Origin of the sequence: Orrella marina (genome assembly GCF_003058465.1) — a bacterium.
In the GTDB taxonomy this organism is placed as follows: domain Bacteria; phylum Pseudomonadota; class Gammaproteobacteria; order Burkholderiales; family Burkholderiaceae_B; genus Algicoccus; species Algicoccus marinus.
In genome coordinates this window covers 255,045-273,647 of the sequence record NZ_CP028901.1, presented here as the reverse complement: position 1 = coordinate 273,647, position 18,603 = coordinate 255,045, and the positions used below count along the sequence as shown (strand labels likewise).

Genomic DNA, 18,603 nt, shown 5'->3' with positions numbered 1-18,603 from the left:
TCACATAAAGCACTCGGAAAGTTAAGCATACGCTAAATCTAGTCGCTGCCGAACAGGTCCCGGGTGTAGACCTTCTCGGCCGCATCGGCGAGCTCATCCACCATGCGGTTGGCAAGAATCACGTCGGAGAGGGCCTTGAAGGCCTCCAGGTCGCGCACCACCCGGGAGCCGAAGAAGGTCGCCTCTTCCAGCACCGGCTCGTAGACCACCACTTCGATACCCTTGGCCTTGATGCGCTTCATCACCCCCTGCATGGCGCTGGCGCGGAAGTTATCTGAGCCCGCCTTCATGATCAAGCGGTAAACCCCCACCACCCGGGGCTTGCGCCTGAGCACCGCCTCGGCGATGAAATCCTTGCGGGTGCGGTTGGCCTCCACGATGGCGCCGATGATGTTGTTGGGCACGTCCTGGTAGTTGGCCAGCAGCTGCTTGGTGTCCTTGGGTAGGCAGTAGCCGCCGTAGCCGAAGCTGGGGTTGTTGTAGTGGTGGCCGATGCGCGGGTCGAGTCCCACGCCCTGGATGATCTGGAGCGCATCCAGGCCGTGAGTTTCGGCGTAGGTATCCAGCTCGTTGAAGTAGGCCACGCGCATGGCCAGATAGGTGTTGGCGAACAGCTTGATCGCCTCGGCCTCGGTGCTGTTGGTCAGCAGCACTTCGACGTCCTGCTTTATCGCTCCCTGGCGCAGCAGCTCGGCGAAGGCCGCGGCCCGCTCCGAGCGTTCGCCGACGATGATCCGCGAGGGGTAGAGGTTGTCGTGCAGCGCCCTGCCCTCGCGCAGAAACTCCGGCGAGAAGATCAGGTTCCGGGTGCCCAGGCGCTCGCTCGCCTCGGCGGTATAGCCCACCGGCACGGTGGACTTGATCACCATCACCGCCTGCGGGTTCACCGCCATAACCTGGCGCACCACCGACTCCACGCTCGAAGTGTCGAAGTAGTTGGTCTCCGGGTCGTAGTCCGTGGGGGTGGCGATGATCACATAGTCCGCGCCCAAGTAAGCCGCCTCGGCATCCAACGTAGCGCTAAAGAAAATATCGCTGCGTTCGAGAAACGCTGAAATGGTCGCATCCTCAATAGGCGAAAGCCGGTCATTCAGCATTTCTACCTTGGTAGCATCAACATCAACCGCTATTACCTCTTGATTCTGGGATAGTAAAATAGCATTGGAAATTCCCACGTAGCCAGTGCCTACAACAGCAATCTTCATACGAAACCATTGTTAAAATCTTAATTAGTAATATGCGCAACAGATTTCACACCATTACGTAGCCTTTTATTAGTCCGCCTAAAGACCAGCTCTAATGTGCCTCCACCGTTACAATCTCTTATTTTTTCCCTCAAAATCCCCATCAAATCATCATTTAGATAAAAATGAGTCGCCTCACTAAAAGCAACCCCTTTAACTTCTTCACGAACCGTTGGGCTGAACTCAAAAAGAATCTCACCATTCCATTTTAGCGCAACTACCGGAACTTCCTCTGAAGCAGTATCTAGAACCCAACCACTAATCTTTTCAACCCCGAGATTATACGCCTCACCATATACACCTATATCGATCATAGGCTGCTTATTCATAGCGCAAGAATAAGGGCTCTTAAAATACAAGGACACCCACCTTTTGAAATTCGAATTTTTTATGAACTTTAAGAAGTTGCTCTCGGCTTTATCGCTAGAAAAGCACAGCTTCTCACCCTGAAATGAAAGCCACTCCCCCTGATCGCTCAAAGACGCGCTATTGAAAAAATTAATTATTTGCTGCATATAAGAATTGCAGACACCATTATCACCATGGGCAAGCAAGTCGTGCCGCGGGTTATTCAATATATCGCTCAAGGTGACATTTTCTTTAAACATACCTCTGCTATTTATTTTATTATAATTAACTTTAATTCGCCTCTCGAGAGAACTACTTTGCCGATGCAGCAACCAAAAGTTCATAGACACTTCATGGGGGGCACAACTGATGGGCGAGCAGCTATTATGCCCACTAGGGTGTTTGCACCCGACATCAGAGGGCATAAAGTACTTGCCCTTTTTCACTCCATCGAAAATTTTTAAGAAACTATCCCCCAAGACATATCTATCACTTCTCCCTGGAACACTGTTTAGCCAATAGCAGTGTAGAACTTTTCCTTTATTAAAATTGCACCAAGTCGAAGCCCTTCGGCGAACCTCCTCACCAGTCACAAGCCTTTTGTTATCTATAAAAACCAAAAACTCATCTGTGTCAAAAAAACCAAAATAACGACACCTCTCCTTAACTGCCTCATAAAACCTTGAATAGCTCTTCCTGCTCTCTGGATAATGAATTAAATTGTGTCCTCTATCACCATCACCAAAAGTAGCGATCAAGCCCACCTTATCACAGTACTTTGAATAAACTTCATGCACAGACGGCTCATCAGAATAGTTATCCAGTATTATTATGCTTTCATAGCCAAACATCTTCCCATAGTGTTCAATCCAGTCTTCCAGCAGCTCAACTTCATTTTTCGTCTTGAGGATTACAAAGAATTCTTTTCTTTTGATGAGCTGAATCTTTTCGACCACACTGTCAATATCGAAATCCAAGTTAATATAACTCAATTACCCTTCTCCACACTCTATCAAAAAACTTTTTGCCAACTTGCGGCGCTGCGGCCTATTGCTAAACTGTGAAAGAGGGCAGCCCAATTCTCTTAAATTTGAAAAAGGTATATTTTCGTTTCTACGTAGAGCATATTCGAGTGCCACTTGATCCAGCATCCAGCAGCTCTCTTCATCATTAAAAACGCCATCAACAAAGCTAGAAACATCTTCCAAAAAAGACATTGAGCTATAATTTCTTTTATAGACCCCTAGCCCAGCCAAAACATAGGTCCAAGGAAAACACCTGCCTTTACCCTCGTTAACATAAAGACCAAAATCGCCGCTAACGAGATCAACAACATCTCTCGGGGAGATCTTAAATTCCAGATCTATATCAGACACCACTATATCTTTATCGTAAATCTCCATAATCTTCCCCGCAACCACATAGCGGGACACAGAGGAGTAAGTTTTAATCTGATTTATACAAATATTCTCAAAAGACAACCCAACAGCACTATCACTTATAAAGCTGATTTTTTTAAAAATATCTTCAACAGGGTTTATAACGTGAAAGTGAACACAAGGTGAGGGATCTAGCTTCTTGATCGAGTCAAAAAAATCTCTTCCATATGCTGCAAGATAGCCAGAATCACAAGACACCAACACAACATGGCCCGCCTTTGATGAAGAGCACTTAACAACCTCAAAACGCCCTGGAAAACGTCCTTTACCACATACTTTGGGACCGTAAGGATTCCTATACATCGGCCCTCCAGTTCTATGAAAAAGCGGTGGCCTTGGGTAGTTTTTATCATAAAGCTGAAAGCTTTTTTCTGCATGCGCATAATCACCAAGAATGTAGTTAACCACTCCTTTAGCGAAATGAGATTCACAATCCCCCTCCTGCAAGCCTCTACTCAAGATTGAAAATTTCTCCAGATTATTTTTAAAAGCATCAGTTCCAGCCAACCTTGCATTCGCAAAGACCGCTAGCTCAAAAACAAACCCATGCCCTTCAGAATTTTGTTCAAAAACTTCCAAAAGCTCATCAACAAGGCTTTCAAACCAATCATTCTGTACATCTTTTTTTGAGCTATGGACATATGCTCTAACAGAAGAAAAGGCATCTGCAATCTTAATCCGGGAACTCAACAACTCAGATACAAAGCCAGAAGGTGAGTAGTCTTTAATATCAATAGCCATAACAAACCTTAAAAATTAACGGCATCAAAAATAAAGAATATAGATGATGCATGAGAAGTAAGACCCTTGATAGCCTTCCACTCCTTTACATAAGGGCATTAACAATGGCCTTTTCCACCGCTCCAATATCAAATTTTTCTTTTGCAAAACCTTTCAATCTGGCCTGATCCCCCGGGCCAGCCTTTATGCCGTCAGCCGCCACCTTGGCATCCGCATACACCCACTCCTTCGGATAGATCTCATCCGCCCCTTCCCAGGGAAGAATGATCGGCGTGCAGCCTGATGCGGCACCTTCTGCAATGGCAAGATGAAAGCTTTCGTGGTCGCTGACAGAAAGGATGACATCGATGCCGGCATACCACTCGGGCATATCGTTACCGTGGGGGTCGAAGAATACTGCTCCTTTCAGGATCGGGTCTTTTTCCAGGCGGCGGTATTGGGTTTCGTACCAGGCCACTTCCTCGGGGCGGTTGGCCATCCAGGGGTAGTCTTCCGGTCGTTTGCCTTTTACCCGCAGGGTGTAACCGTCGTCTTCCTTACGCAGCTCCTTGAGGATGTCCAACGCACGGTCGAGGCGTTTGCTTTGGGGCACCATGCCTACCAGGCCAAGCACCTTGCCGTTGGTGGGCTTGCGGGATACGGCCTGCATTGCTTCGATATCTACGCCGTTGTAGATCACCACGCCGTTTTTCTTGAGTACCGGGTTGCGCTTCTGGGCGTTACGCAGCATGTGCGGGCCTACGAAGATGACGGTATCGAAGGCCTCGAACGGTACCTTTTCAAACAGCGCGCTACGCATTTCCTGCGCGTGCAGCCTGCCTACCAGCTTCTGCTCTTCCCGCTTGTGCTTGCCGTACCAGATGGCGTTGCCCAGGGTCCATTCACAGAACACCGTATCGGCCTGGCGGACCAGGCGCTTGCTGGCGGTCTCGTTGTGCTGGTTGTGGCCGGTCCAGAAGTCCAGCAGCAGGCGAATACCCGCCTTCGAGAAATAGGGGTAGAGCGGCTTGATGAACTTGAGGTCGTGGCCGGCGATCACCACCGTCTTCTTGGGCGCGACGTTGGGCGCTTGCTCGTGAACTTGCGGCGGTTTGCGCAGCGCCAGGGTGGGCTGCTGGGCGCCCCAACCGGCAAGATCGCTGGCCGGCATGGCGGTATTGGGGCGTACCAGCTGCAGCCCGGCGTCGATGGGATGATTCTCCAGCGCTACACCAGGCCACTCGCCTTCGGCCAGTTCCGGGCGTCGATTAAAGCCGATGCGCGCCTGAGGGGCATAGACCGTGGGCCAGGCGAGGTCTTCCAGGTCTTCCGGTTCGAGGTCTGCCAGGGTGCAGGGGGCTGCCAGCAGCCAGAGGCTGCCCGCTTCGGCGCTCTGTGCCTGGGGGCTGTCGCAGGCAATGCCGGCGGCTTCCAGCGTTGCCTTGGCGCCTGCCTGCCACTGGCTGGCCAGAATGCGCTGGGGGCGCAGGGTCTGGGCCAGCAGTCGCCCTGCCGCCGCATTGGTGACCTCTTCGGTGAGCAGCGTGATGGCCGGCGGCTCGGGGGCCAGCATCACTACGCCGGCGGTGCGCAGCATCTGCACCAGGCGATGCTGGGTGGTGTGGGCGCGCATGATGGTCCGTGCGCCTTTCAAGGCGACCCGCCAGCGGTAGGCCGGGTGGTGCAGCAGGTTCTCCAGGGCTTGGGCGGCGTCGCTTTCGGTGCGCACGATATGCCCGGCACCTTCCATATAGCGGTTCATGCCCAGGGCCGGGCCGGAGATCAGCGGCGAGCCGCAGGCGGCGGTCTCCACCACGCGGCGCGAGAACATGGTGGGGGAATCCAGCACCGAGTTGACGTTGATCTGCACCGGGTGGGCCTTGTAGGCCTGAATCATCTCCTCGTAGCTGAGGCTACCCGCCACATAGCCCCCCAGCGGCCCCGGGTACTTGTAGGGGGATTCCGGGTCGTCGTGCTGACGGTCGTAGATCGTGAGGCCCAGCGGTGCGGCGGCGCTCATGATCTTGTCCATGTACTCGGTGCGCTCGGGGTAGCGCTTGCCGTAGTAGGTGCCCCCGTAGGCCGCGGTGGCCTGCCACTCGCGCGTGGAAGGCAGCAGGTTGTGGATCTTCGGCGAGGCGTAGAAGGGGCCGCTGCTAGCGGTCTGGCTGAGGGCACCCGGGGTGGCCAGGTAGGGAATGATCCGCCGGCTGTCGGTGGTGAAAACGTGATCGCACAGCGCAGCCGTCTTGCGGAAGCGGTCGAAGTGGACCGGGTCTTCCTTGTTCCAGAACAGCGAGGGGATGCCCTGCTCGCGGCAGTGGGTCAGCAGCTCGCTTAACGGCGCGAACTCCTCATCGCTGTAGTAGCCCACCTTGCGGTGCCACTGCCAGTCGTTGCCCTTCCAAGCGGACTCCACGAATATGGCGTCGATGGGCTGTTTGGTCAGCTCTTCTCGCCAGTTCTCCGGTGAGAGCGGCACCACCTTGACGGCGCTGGCCAGGGTGTCGGTGGTGAACTGATCGGCGATCAGCCCCAGGGTGATCTGCTCCAGGCGCTTGGCGTTGTTCTTGCCCTTGCCAGATGCAAGAGCAGCCTTGGCCACTTCCGCGGTCCTGCTCCGGCGCACGTGCTGCAGGGCATCGGCATAGCGGCGGGTCACGTGGTTCCAGGTGCGCTCCTGCTCAATCCAGGCGCGGGCGGCCTGGCCCAGGCGCGTACGCTCTTCGGGGCTGTCGATCAGCGCCTGCAGGGCCTCACTCAGGGCCTGGGCGCTGTCCTTGGTAAACAAGCGGGCACGCTCGCCGTTCGGCCCGGCCATGGTGGTATGCGGGGAGACATCCGAGAGCACCAAGGCCTTGCCCATGGCCATGGCTTCCAGGGGTTTGAGGGCAGAGACCATCTCGGTGACCGCCGACGAGAGCCGCGGAATGGGCAGGATATCCATGCAGGAGAGATAGCGCGGCACTTCTTCGAACGGCACCCGGCCGGTAAAGCGGCACTCCTTTTCGATGCCCAGTTCCTTGGCCTTGGCCTTGACGGTATCGATCACCTTGCCGTCGCCTACCAGCACGAAGGTAAAGGCCTGGCCATTTTTCTTGAGAGTGGCCATGGCTTCCATCAGCAGCTCCAGGCCCTCATAAGCTACGGCGCTACCTGCATAGCCGATCACCGGCACGCCGGGCTTGAGCTTGAGCTCCTTAGCTATGGCGGCATCTGCAGCTATGGGCTGGAAGCGCTCGGCGTTGACTGCGTTGGGCACTACCTCGATACGCTCGCGGGGCACACCCCAGCTGGCCAGCTCGTCGGCAAGTTCTTCGGTGAGGGTAATTACCAAGTCCGCTTCCAGAGCGGCCTGCTGCTCCAGTTCGCGCATCAGCTGGTAGCGTTCGGAACCGGCCCACTCCGGCTGGGTGGAGGCCTGAGTGACTTCCCACAGGCCGCGCACTTCGTAGACGAACGGCAGACCCAGGCGGCGTGCCGCCATCAGCGCGGGCAGCGCCGTGATGTGATTGGAGGCGGCGGCGATGATCTCCGCTCCGCTGGTCTGGGCTTCGCGCAGATAATGGTCGGCGGCTTCGGCCAGGTAGTAGTCCAGCGGGGTCTTGTTGAGGTTCCAACCAGCACAAGCAGCGTAGGTGACGCCTTCCACCTCGGCTTCGTGATAGCCCTTGTTCAGCCCCTTGGCACCGGCATCCCAGGGGAAACCGGGCCGCGTGGTGGCACGCACCTTGAAACCCGCCTGCTGCAGGCCCACCGCCACCCCGTGGGAGCGGGTGGAGTAGCCGTTGGTGGCGTGGGGCACCGACTGGTGCAGGCAGTAGAGGACGTTCTGGCGGCGGCTCATCAGGCCGGCATTGGGCTGGCGAGGCGGCAGCGGCCAGCCGCCCTTGAGCCTGGCCATACCGGCCACGAAGGCCTGGAAGTCACGCTTGGGCTTGTCGAGCTTTACGCCGCGGGCCTGCAGGCTCTCCAGGGCACGCAGGGTGTCGGTGAGATTGCCCTGGCGGTAGAACCACTGGCTAGCGGTGGCGTAGTCCACCTGGCTGACGTCGCGCAGCTTGACTTGCTTGGGTGGCGCCACCGGAGCCGCTTGCGGCTTGGCTTGCGCCTCAGCCATCGCCTTCTGCCACGGAGCACTCCCCTCCCCCCTCAGCGCCTTCACCATCGGCTCGGTATGCGCAGAGAACAGCAGCTCGGTACTTGGCTTTGGCGCTGGCAGCTTCAGTGACCTCTGAAGGGCTGTGGCCAGGCTTTTGGCACTGCCGGCCTCAAAGCTCACCACGCCATCAAAATTGGCGGCGTACTCGGCCAGCGGTGCCACATCCGAGACCACCAGGCGCTTGCCGTAGGCCAGGGCCTCGGCGGCCTTCATGGGCGGCACGAGCTGGCACACCGCCAGGGGCTTGCGGGGGATCACCACCGCATCCAGCAGCGCGTAGTAGTCCGCGACGTGCTCATGCGGTACCCGCCCAACCTGAATCAGCCAGGGTGGGGTTTCCTTGAGCCCGCTATCGGCTAGGTGGGCGGCTGAAGATCCTATGAGGGGCTGGCTGTCACCGACCAGCAGCAGCTTGAGTTTTTCGCCGCTTTGCACCAGTTCGGTGCAGGCGTCGAGCAATATATCCAGACCTTCATAGGGGCTGCCCCACCGGAACCAGCCTATAACTTTTTCATCTGGCTTGATGCCTAGCTCTTCACGCAACGTAAGACTAGCCCGTTCAAAGACGTTAGGAGAACCCACACCGTCGGGCATGAGAAATATTTTGCTCTCATTCACTCCACGATGAACCAGCTCTCCTTTCATGAGCGCATTTCGCGTAAAAACAGCCTTCGCATCTTTTGCGACAAAGGCTTCGCGGTCCGCGACTAACTTGGGATCCAGCTGTGGAGAGGTATCTACAACACCTGACTCCATCTCCAGATCCGTGAACGTCCGGGCTTCACAGAAAAATTCGACGCCCATACTTTGAGCGGCTACCCACGCAGGAAGCCCAATCCTCCAATCCGACACCGACAACACAGCACTTGGACGAAAGATCCTGAATCGTTCCAGAAGTATTTCAACAGAATCATTCAGCTGATCGGACTCTGTACCGATCTGAACTGGACCTCGTGAACAATCGAAGTAGCAGATACCTTCTTTCTTATTGTTGAACAAACCTCTTGAGTCATCATCACTATGAAAACCCGGCCCACTGGATGATGCCGACATCCCAAAACAAAGCACTTCCAACCCATGCTCTCTCAGCGTTTGAGCGACCCAATGGGTTCGAAGCGCATCATCACTGCGTCGCGAAGGAAAGTCGCTGGGTACGACGTACGCAATTCGATCTTTGATAGCTCGTATCGGGGAAGTCTTCTGCGACGCCAGCTGATTGGCCAGGACAAGCATTTCATCCATATTCTGTTCTTGTTATAAGTAGAAAATTAACAAAATAGTTCAGCAATCCACCTGAACGGTTACTGTTATCTCTGGTACTTCAGCGAATAATGTCCACGCAAAGAAAGTGCTTTAACAACCCTTACGATGCCGCAATCGTCCTGGCCTGGCGCGCCATCAAGCCCAATAAAACAACTGCAAGATCTGTCATAATCGACGGTGCCGAGTTGGAATATGGACAATCCATGGTACGCAAAGGCAACAAAGTCAATAATCTGAGCACCAGTCGATCCACCTCATGGAGCCGAGCTATCAGCTCGCTACAACCACTCCCCCAGCGCAACCACCTCACTGATTCATGTACGCCGCTCAAGTACAGTTAATCAATCAAGCAATCGCCCAGCAAAAGCCTGATATCCCTGGTCAACGCTTCATCACACCAACCTCTGGCATTCAATCCAACACCAGTGCCATAACTACCTTGAACCGGGTTCGTTCGTGTTGGATTGGAACTTGGACGTTGCCAGAATTCCGGCTCATTGACGTGACGCACTTTACTGAACCAGCCCAAACCACTCGGTAGAGAACTACCCCAACAGTCCCACTGTATCCACAACAGCCGGATGCTTCTTCAATTTCTCGCTCGCATCACCAAACGGTGTGTGTTTGACAAGCACGCACAAAGCGTCAGCCTGCTTGATCGCGTCATCCAACGACACAAGCTGCACGTTATCCATTGCAAGTGATTTCGGAAGTTCATGGATATTGGGTTCAACAACCAGAACCTTGCAACCAAGCTTTGCAACTTGTTGTGCAATTCCCAGTGCAGGACTCTCACGCAGATCGTCGATATCGGGTTTAAACGCCAGTCCCAGACAAGCAACTGTCAGGTCCCCTCTTCCAGCGGAAGGCTTCTCAATGTGCAACTGTTCAATCGCTTGCTTGACCTTGCTCAGAACCCATACAGGCTTGCTATCGTTGACCTCTCGTGCAGAACGAATCATTCGTGCCTGATCCGGGCACGAGTCGACGATGAACCAGGGATCCACCGCGATACAGTGTCCACCCACGCCTGCGCCAGGCTGGAGAATATTGACTCGGGGATGACGGTTTGCCAGGGCGATCAATTCCCAGACGTTGATATCCAGTTTGTCACACAAAATAGACAGTTCATTGGCAAACGCAATGTTGACGTCTCTGAAACTGTTCTCGGTCAGTTTGGCCATCTCAGCCGTGCGTGCATTGGTGACAATGCAATCGCCTTCAACAAACGTCTTGTAAAGTGCTTTTGCAACTGCCGAACACGCCGGGGTCATTCCGCCAATGATGCGATCATTTTGCACCAGTTCACGAAGAACGTGTCCCGGTAAAACTCGCTCTGGACAATGCGCCACCCGGATATCAGACGACTCTCCATGCGTTTGCGGAAAAGTGAGATCCGGGCGTGCTTCAGCTAACCATGCGGCCATCCGCTCGGTCGCGCCAACCGGACTGGTTGACTCAAGCACGACTAGATCACCTTTTTTCAATACTGGAGCGATCGCCTTCGATGCGGACTCGATGTAAGACAGATCCGGACGATGGGTATGCCCCAGATCATCATGAACAAAGGGTGTTGGGACTGCAATCAGGAAAGCATCAGCGGCTTCCGGTGTCGTGACTGCCTTCAGAAACCCTTCAGTCACAGCCGCGTGCACAACCATATCGAGGTCTGGCTCAACAATATGAATCTTGCCCTGATTGATGATATTAACCGCACGTTCGTTGACATCGACACCAATGACTTTGATCTTGCGTGACGCAAACACTGCAGCCGTGGGCAATCCAATGTAACCAAGTCCTACAACCGAAATCGTCTTAAATTCCACAAATATTCCTTCTAGACATAACCCTCGCATGTCCATCGGCTGCAGGGTCATTTAAATAAACGTTACCAGGCAACTTACTTCCAATCGAACTCACGGATCACCTGGGAACCTGAATTGCCACCAGAATTGTCGAGCAATCCTGCAGCTCCCGGAAAAACCAGCAATCCGCAATTCACAACTACCCAGAGCAAACTCGATATAAACCGTTGAACAACTAAACCGCTGCGTTGTGTCATGGACTCTTGCGCAACTGCCGCAGCGAACCTCGAAACCATACCTTTTCTGGCAACCTGGCCCCAAAAAGATGCATGACGACGTGTGCGGCACTCACTCTGCGCGGTTGCTGGCCAACGCCTCGCAAATGCGACCACATGCTTTGCCATCCCCATACGGATTGTGAGCAAAACTCATGCCATCGTATGTTTGCTGGCAGTCCATTAGCTTGGAGACACCATCAACGATGCTCATGGTTTCCGTCCCGACGAGTTTGACCGTCCCTGCATCCACCGCTTCCGGACGCTCCGTCGTGTCACGCATCACCAGCACAGGTTTGCCCAGTGATGGCGCTTCTTCCTGGATACCACCCGAGTCGGTCAGAATGATGTAAGACCGGTTCATGAGATACACAAAGGGAAGATAATCCTGAGGCGCGATGAGATACACGTTCGACAGCCCGTAGAGCAGTCGATTGACCGGCTCTTGCACATTCGGATTCAAATGAACCGGATAGACGATCTGCAAATCCGGGTAGCGCTTGGCCAACTGTGCCAGTGCCGAGCAAATCCGCTCAAACCCGCCACCAAAGCTTTCCCTGCGATGACCGGTTACCAGCAGCATCCGGCGGCTCGAATCCAGGAACGGAAACTGAGCCGCTAATCTTGCGGCCAGCTCGGGTGATGCGTCAAGCTTGGCCACCACCTCTAGCAACGCGTCAATCACGGTGTTACCCGTGATGTGAATGTGCTCCTCTTTAGCGCCTTCAGCGAGCAGATTCTGCCGACAAGCAGGCGTGGGCGTAAAATGCAGTTTTGCTAGCGCACCTGTCAGCTTTCTGTTCGCTTCTTCTGGCCAAGGCGAGTACAAATTTCCCGTACGCAAGCCAGCTTCAACATGTCCAACCGGCACATGCTGGTAGTAGGAGGCCAAGGTCGTCGCAAACGTCGTCGCCGTATCGCCATGCACCAGGACCATGTCTGGCTTGAACTCAGCCAGAACTGGCTTGAGCCCCTGAAGGATGGATGTCGTCACATCCGTCAGGTCTTGACCGGGGCGCATGATGTTCAGGTCGAAATCCGGCTTGAGAGCAAACAGATCGAGCACCTGGTCCAGCATTTCGCGATGCTGTGCAGTCACACACACCTTCGCATCAAAACGTTCATCAGCGGCAAGCTTCAAGGCCAGCGGCGCCATTTTGATGGCCTCTGGCCGGGTACCAAATACTGTGAGAATTTTCATGGGGAGGGATTGGTGGTTTGGTTATTCTTATTCTGGTCGAGCATGGCAAACCGCAAGGTTTCATACTGCACGAAATAATGCTCCAGCAAACGCTGGGTCTCGGCGAGCTGCTCTTCGGCCGTCGGAGTCTGTCGATCTTCCTTTCCTTCGCTTTCCAGACCCTTGGCAATCGCCAGCGACGCTTCGTTGAGATCCGGGGAATACCGTGAATCGGCAGATACAGGTACAGGCGGCGCACTGCGTCCTTCGTTCTTTCCTTTCTCCAGAAAATGAAGCAAGGGATTGATGCCAGCGCTCTGAACATCAGGATAACGTTCGAGGTATGCACTCGACTGGAACTTGACGGAAGGGTTGCGTTTTAAACGCCAACCGTACTTCAGAAAGTGTGTCGCTGGATCAAGACTGATCTGCCTGACATCAGGGTACTGGTTGCAATACCACTCAGCATCAAAGAAACCGCTTTCCTCAATCAATCGGGCATCGCTTTTCAAATCACGAGCTTCAGTAGACTCGGAAGACATATCGGACCTTAAAAAACTTCGACTCACCTGAACATGAACAACACTCGAGCAACCGTATCAACCACCCACCCACTCCACAGCGCAAGGGAACACCGACAACTGACGCGAGTGGAGAGCATGGCAATCAGGGCGAACGGGGCGTAACTGACACGCGTGCCATCAACACCTCCCAAATACCGTTTTCCACTTTGTAAACGGCGCCATGCCAAGCTGTTTTCCAAACGACTCCCGTCACAGAACCTGTAACAGCTAGTTCGCAATCATTGCGAGCTAGCTGATTAGCTCCAATAAGCCATTTGTTTAAACCATCTACCAAGCATGGTCACTGAGCAAACACCATATGCTACCAGTTTCACCTTCTATCGTATGCAATTTTGGTGGCTTCGTTGCGCATCATCAAATCATAATTGATTGTTACGTATCGCTTATGAATATTTCATGACTGTGATTTACGGTGAGGAACGCTGATTACGAGAGTCAATCAAACCGACAAATCGGATCGACAAGTTCTCGCCCGCACACTGGATTTCATTTCAGCACGTAGTGCTTCGTCTCGAACCAACTGGCATATCGCGGCTACCCAGTGCTCGGGCTCGTTATCAATCAGCAATCCATCCACGGCCTGACGCACAAACCCCTTGTAGGGCTCAACATCACTATAGATCCCGACTGCGCCCATTCGGGCATAGTCAAAGAATTTGACAGGTCCTCGGGCGTGATTGAAGCGTGCTGGTAACAGTGGTGCCAGACCGATATCGGCCTGGTGAGTGCTCGAGTAGTGCAGATAACTGGGCCATGACATGGTGTGCATCACGAGTACCCGGGGTACATCCCTGTAGAGTGCACCGACTTTTGCGTCGCCAAAGAGCTGAAACTCCACTCGGGGCTCTCGCTCGATCACCTTTTTCATCACGTCGTGAAGCCAGACAATTTCTGCACGATGCGACAACGTTCCGTGATAGACCACACGAACGGGTGATTCCTTCACCTCTACGGCAACGGGCCGTGCTTCGAGTAGCTGTGCACCAGCCTTAACGTACTTGGCACAAAGAGAGGGGGTGGAAACCCATAGCTCAGAACAATACGTACGAAGCCACGACGCATGATCAACTGCCTTTCTGCGCAAACGCCTGGCGTATCCCTGGGGCAGTCCAACAAGCACGCCCGGATCCAGGAGGTCGTCATCCATAAAGTAGGCCAGACCCGCGAGATCGCGATAACGCGCCTGCAAAACCGTTCGCCAACCAAATGTGATGTAGCGAATGATGACCACCACATCGCCGCTTTCGATCAAATTAAAGTTCGCTGCAGTGGTGGCAATATCGATTTTCTTGACAGGCACGCCAGCAAAACGCTCACAGATCGATGACTCAAAATACGCCAGCGAAGGGTTGTCATGCTCATGCAGGAGAACAAGACGACGCGCCTCCCCCACCTTTGCTGCGTCTCGACCTGGAAGGCGCAAAGGTAGGCGAAACGACAATCTTGCCCGGAGCGAGCGGAGGAAGCCAGGGGGATTATGAATGGTCACGATCAGTCGATTGTACCCAGTCCACGTGGCAGCGGATTCAACTTATCATCGATTTGGTTGATATCGCTCATTCGACGAGCGAATGCTAAGCCATCGTATTTAACGTGCGAAAGGAATCAGTGAAGCGAAGGCGGGTATAAAACGCCAGACATGCTACCCGATATAAAAGCAGTAGAAGAGATCAACAGGCAGCAGGCCCAACCAGGAGAAAGTCAGGATTTCATTCATCGTTTACAAGCATGGCATCCACAATTCCACGCTTGTTTCTAGATTTGCCAGCATCGCCTTCATAGGCAGAGATGCCTTCTTCCACATCATCGAAGAGCTTAACCTGACCTTTCTCTAGTAAAAGAACGCAATCGCACAACTGGCGAACCTGACCCATGCCGTGAGTCACCAGGATTATGTTGGCTTTGCCAACCTTGTCTTTAAAGGCCTTGGCCGCTTTAGCCCTGAAATGCGCGTCACCGACTGACATCGCCTCATCGACGAGGTAGTAATCGAACTCAAACGCCAGACTCATTCCGAAGCCTACCCGGCTGCGCATACCAGAGGAGTAGGTTCGCATGGGTCGATCGAAGTACTCACCAATCTCCGCAAACTCTTCTACCCTTCGAATTATGTCCTGAAGATCAGCACCTCGCTTACCTTGGATACGGGCCACAAACTTCACGTTCTCGCGAGCACTGAGCGACGACTGAAAGCCCCCTGACAATCCCACCGGCCAGGAGATGCTATCAGGCGTAATGATCTTGCCGCTGTCCGGGCGATCATTGCCCGCAATCAGACGCATCATGGTCGACTTGCCAGCACCGTTACGCCCAATAAGTGCGACATTACGTCCTGGCGGAACGGAGAACGAGAGATTCCTGAAGACATAGTGCCGTTTCTTGGTGACTCTGTCCTTGTAGGACTTGGTGACGTTCCGGAACTCGATCATTGCGCCAGCAACTCCCGCTCACGCAACTTGAACAGTAGCATTCCCAAACCCAGTGTCACCACCGCCCATTTGACCGCATAGTTCAAATCGATCCCGTACGTCAACGGGTAATGTTTGAACACGCCAATCCGGATACTATCCATCACATGAAGATAGGGGTTCCAGAGCGCCCATTCAATGAATCTCTGCGGCAACATCCAGGATGGAATGATGACACCAGACAGAAAATAAAGCGGCAAAAACAACAGTCGAATGATCATCGCCAGTTCAGGAACCGCCTCGACAACCACACAAAAAATCAGGCCCAACCCAAAAGAGAATGTGATCCCCACAAAAATCGCCCACATCCAGTACAAGGGCCGATCAATACTGATGTCATAGCCAAACCAGAACCCGAGCACAAACATGAGGATCGCGTAGACACACGACATCAGCACAAAGTTCACAATCAGTCGTGCAATGAAAGTGTCAAACGGCGTGATCTGTTTGTAGACAAACAGGGCCCGGTTGGCATCGACTGCACCCATCAATCCAAGTGCGATATTTCGCATCATAAAAAAAGGCACCAAGCCGGTGAGAAGAAACACCGGAAACTCCATACCCGGAATGCTGCGCAGACGGATGTAGGTGAACACAAACATCAGCACCGCGATGTGTGCCATGGGCTCAAACAACATCCAGAACAACCCCAGACGATGCGAACCGATACGCGCCTGCACCTCGCGCAGTACGAGCGCGTAGACCACGGTCACCATGATCTTCCAGGATGGCCTCTTTTTCATGGGCGCAACCGATTCGCCACGCCACCCTCTTCGAGCAGTTGATCTGACATGAGAGAACTCACCAAATCCCAACTCATCAGAAGCCGTTGGAGACGGTGCGTCCGAGGATCAGGACCTGAACGATCGGCGAGATGATCTGTTGCCACTCGTAGACCGCCGCATTGGTCACATACACCGCATCTTCCGGGTGCACCAGGAACTGGCGTGCCAGGAACATCGCAGCCGGATCCTTCATATTCAGACGAAACACTTCTGGTCTGGGCTCGTCACCAGGCTTCTCAGGTTCGTTGAGGCGAAACACAAACACGCCACTGGCATCAGACTGACTACCTTTAAGGCCTCCAGCCACGCCAAGTACTTCCAGAAGGCTCGGGTTGTTTGACGGCAGATCCAGAAGGCCGGGCGAGGCAACTGCTCCCATCGCCACAAACCGCTTGCGGGCGCGCTCAAGAACGATCTCGGCATTGGGCGGAACGGCTCGATTGCGACCATTTAGCACCTGCTCGTAGTTCATGGAGTAGGAGTTTTTACCCGTTCGCACCACCACTTCGGTCAGATGGGGCTCCAGAACCGGTCCCCCGGCCTGGTTGATTGCATCCAGTAGGGTCAAGGGACCGGTCAGTGTCGAGAACCGACCCGGACTTCTGACGGCACCCGCCACAAGAATGGAACCTGCAAGATCACTGGTGAGTGACACATGGACTTGCGGGTCTACCGCAACATCTCTCACACTGTCCTGGATGATGGTTTCAACTTCGTACAGTGTCTTGCCTTTCACGTTGGGACGCCCAACATAAGGCAATGAAATCTGCCCTCTCGGGTTGACACGAATACTGTTGAACACGGTGCCACCTGAGGCCAGGGGCGCGAACGTGCCACCTTCTGCGACCGTGTCAGCAATCATGATTGACATGGTGTCACCCGGCATGAGACGCACTTCCGGAGTCTGTGTACTGGAAACATAGGGCTCCGGCTCTGGCGCCTTGGGCCGCATGTAGGGGCCAATCGTCTGGGCTGACAAGTCAACCAGTGCGTATTGCGCCTCACCATTCGCATCGCTGGCACCATCCTGGATGGCACCGATCGATGGACCGGTAGCCGGCAGGAATGTCCCTGCGCACCCAGCCAGCAATGTGCTCACGAGCGCCATACCCATGACGTGAAACAAACGAGATTTATATTTGCGATCACCCTGAATTGTCATGCTGGATCCCTTCAATGCTACCGCTGAGCGAGTCGGACTCACCCATCCCTGTCGTGTCGTCGTCATGTCAGTCACTGTGATCTTCAATATTGGCCAGAATAAAGCGGATGATGCCATACAGCAACAGCAGTCCGATCAAGAGCGTCAGCAGGTTGTAAAAGACCCGCGGATACGTCGCTTCCTGAGGAAGATTCGGGCTCACTACCGTGATCAGGCTGCGGATCTTCTTGCTCGCCTCAATCCGGGCGTTTTCTACTGCAGCAACGCTGAGTTTGTAGGCTTCTTCTGCAATCCCGACATCGATCGTGAGGTTACGGAATCGCGCAGCGATCACGTTCAACTGATCCCCGCCCGGCGCTGAGATCAAGCGATCACTTTCTGCTTCGAGCTGCTGCTCGAGCGCAGAGATGCGATTTTTCCTGGCTCTGACAGCAGGCGAATTCTGTGCAAGCGTTGATTGCAAGCCTCTGAGCTCAGCCCTCTCCCTGACAAGCTCGGCCTCGAGTTCACCAATCACCACAGCGCGGTCAGTTGCGGCCCGCTCGGCATCCAGGAACTGGTTCTGACTCTGGAACTCGATCAGACGCTCACGCTGGTCTTCATAGTTGCGCCGGGCGTTGGCCAGCTCTGACTGCGCAAACGACATCTGCTCACGCGCCATGCGGTGCGACAGTTCGTTTACAAACCGCTCACTGGTCGCAAGAATCAGCGTGAGTACCTCTTCCGCGAACTCTGGCGTGTAGGCCTGCACATCCACCAGCAACAAGCCGGTCTGCTCATCGAAGTGTGTGGTCACCACCCGCTGGAAGAACTTCAGCTGTTCTTCCGAAGTCGCATCCTCTGGCAGCCAGTACAGCGGATCGCGCCACTGGCCTGCGTAATGATCCAGCCAGTCCAGATTAGCCTTGAGCACATTGAGCATATCGGGTGAGATGACGTACTCACGCAGGTACATGGTTTCTTCACGTGAGGTCGGATTCATCCCGCTCAACATGAGCGCAAGACCCGGAACCTGCCCGCCTGATTCGCCCGAGGCCTGACGCACAGAGATCTGGGCGCTACTGACGTACCGGTCTACTGCGAAGAACGCGTAGTAGATCGCGGCGAGAATCATCGGAATGACAACAACGCCTATGAACAGCTTTTTACGGTTAACCATGAGAAACCC

At 54.1% G+C, this 18,603-nt stretch carries 12 protein-coding genes; all 12 read right to left on the bottom strand.

Annotated features, from left to right (window positions below):
- Positions 1-38 precede the first annotated feature (38 nt).
- The 12 genes from DBV39_RS01260 to DBV39_RS01195 all read right to left on the bottom strand — a co-directional run bounded on the left by DBV39_RS01260 (position 39) and on the right by DBV39_RS01195 (position 18,594).
- Positions 39-1,205 (bottom strand): nucleotide sugar dehydrogenase, encoded by a 1,167-nt coding sequence (locus DBV39_RS01260; RefSeq protein ID WP_108620009.1) that lies wholly within the window; start codon positions 1,203-1,205, stop codon positions 39-41.
- Between the two features lie 20 nt (positions 1,206-1,225).
- On the bottom strand, positions 1,226-2,584 hold the full coding sequence (locus DBV39_RS01255) for a glycosyltransferase family protein (protein ID WP_108620008.1): 1,359 nt from the start codon (positions 2,582-2,584) through the stop codon (positions 1,226-1,228).
- Positions 2,585-3,772 carry a hypothetical protein gene (locus DBV39_RS19335; RefSeq protein WP_159078717.1) on the bottom strand — a complete coding sequence of 396 codons (1,188 nt, stop codon included), beginning with the start codon at positions 3,770-3,772 and terminating at the stop codon, positions 2,585-2,587.
- Positions 3,773-3,857: 85 nt separating this feature from the next.
- Positions 3,858-8,717: a glycosyltransferase gene (locus DBV39_RS01240; protein WP_227870756.1), complete on the bottom strand. Its 4,860-nt coding sequence runs from the start codon at positions 8,715-8,717 to the stop codon at positions 3,858-3,860.
- A gap of 1,004 nt (positions 8,718-9,721) precedes the next feature.
- The gene (wecC, locus tag DBV39_RS01230) at positions 9,722-11,002 is read right to left on the bottom strand and encodes a UDP-N-acetyl-D-mannosamine dehydrogenase (protein WP_108620003.1); all 1,281 of its coding nucleotides are present in this window, start codon (positions 11,000-11,002) and stop codon (positions 9,722-9,724) included.
- A 327-nt stretch (positions 11,003-11,329) separates the two neighbouring features.
- Positions 11,330-12,457, bottom strand: coding sequence for a non-hydrolyzing UDP-N-acetylglucosamine 2-epimerase (wecB, locus tag DBV39_RS01225; RefSeq protein ID WP_108620002.1), 1,128 nt, complete (start codon positions 12,455-12,457; stop codon positions 11,330-11,332).
- Positions 12,454-12,978: a hypothetical protein gene (locus DBV39_RS01220; RefSeq protein WP_159078716.1), complete on the bottom strand. Its 525-nt coding sequence runs from the start codon at positions 12,976-12,978 to the stop codon at positions 12,454-12,456. Before DBV39_RS01220 ends, wecB begins: the two co-directional genes overlap by 4 nt.
- Positions 12,979-13,459: 481 nt before the next feature.
- Entirely contained in the window at positions 13,460-14,509 is a 1,050-nt protein-coding gene (locus DBV39_RS01215; RefSeq protein ID WP_159078715.1) for a glycosyltransferase, read from the bottom strand.
- Between the two features lie 220 nt (positions 14,510-14,729).
- The gene (locus tag DBV39_RS01210; RefSeq protein ID WP_108619999.1) at positions 14,730-15,449 is read right to left on the bottom strand and encodes an ABC transporter ATP-binding protein; all 720 of its coding nucleotides are present in this window, start codon (positions 15,447-15,449) and stop codon (positions 14,730-14,732) included.
- A complete protein-coding gene (locus DBV39_RS01205) occupies positions 15,446-16,231 on the bottom strand; it encodes an ABC transporter permease (RefSeq protein WP_108619998.1) in 786 nt (261 codons plus the stop codon). The genes DBV39_RS01210 and DBV39_RS01205 overlap by 4 nt, the downstream gene beginning before the upstream one ends.
- 76 nt (positions 16,232-16,307) lie before the next feature.
- Positions 16,308-17,501, bottom strand: coding sequence for a polysaccharide biosynthesis/export family protein (locus DBV39_RS01200; RefSeq protein ID WP_227870755.1), 1,194 nt, complete (start codon positions 17,499-17,501; stop codon positions 16,308-16,310).
- Between the two features lies 1 nt (position 17,502).
- Positions 17,503-18,594, bottom strand: a complete 1,092-nt coding sequence (locus tag DBV39_RS01195; RefSeq protein ID WP_108619997.1) for a Wzz/FepE/Etk N-terminal domain-containing protein — start codon at positions 18,592-18,594, stop codon at positions 17,503-17,505.
- Between the last annotated feature and the right edge of the window lie 9 nt (positions 18,595-18,603).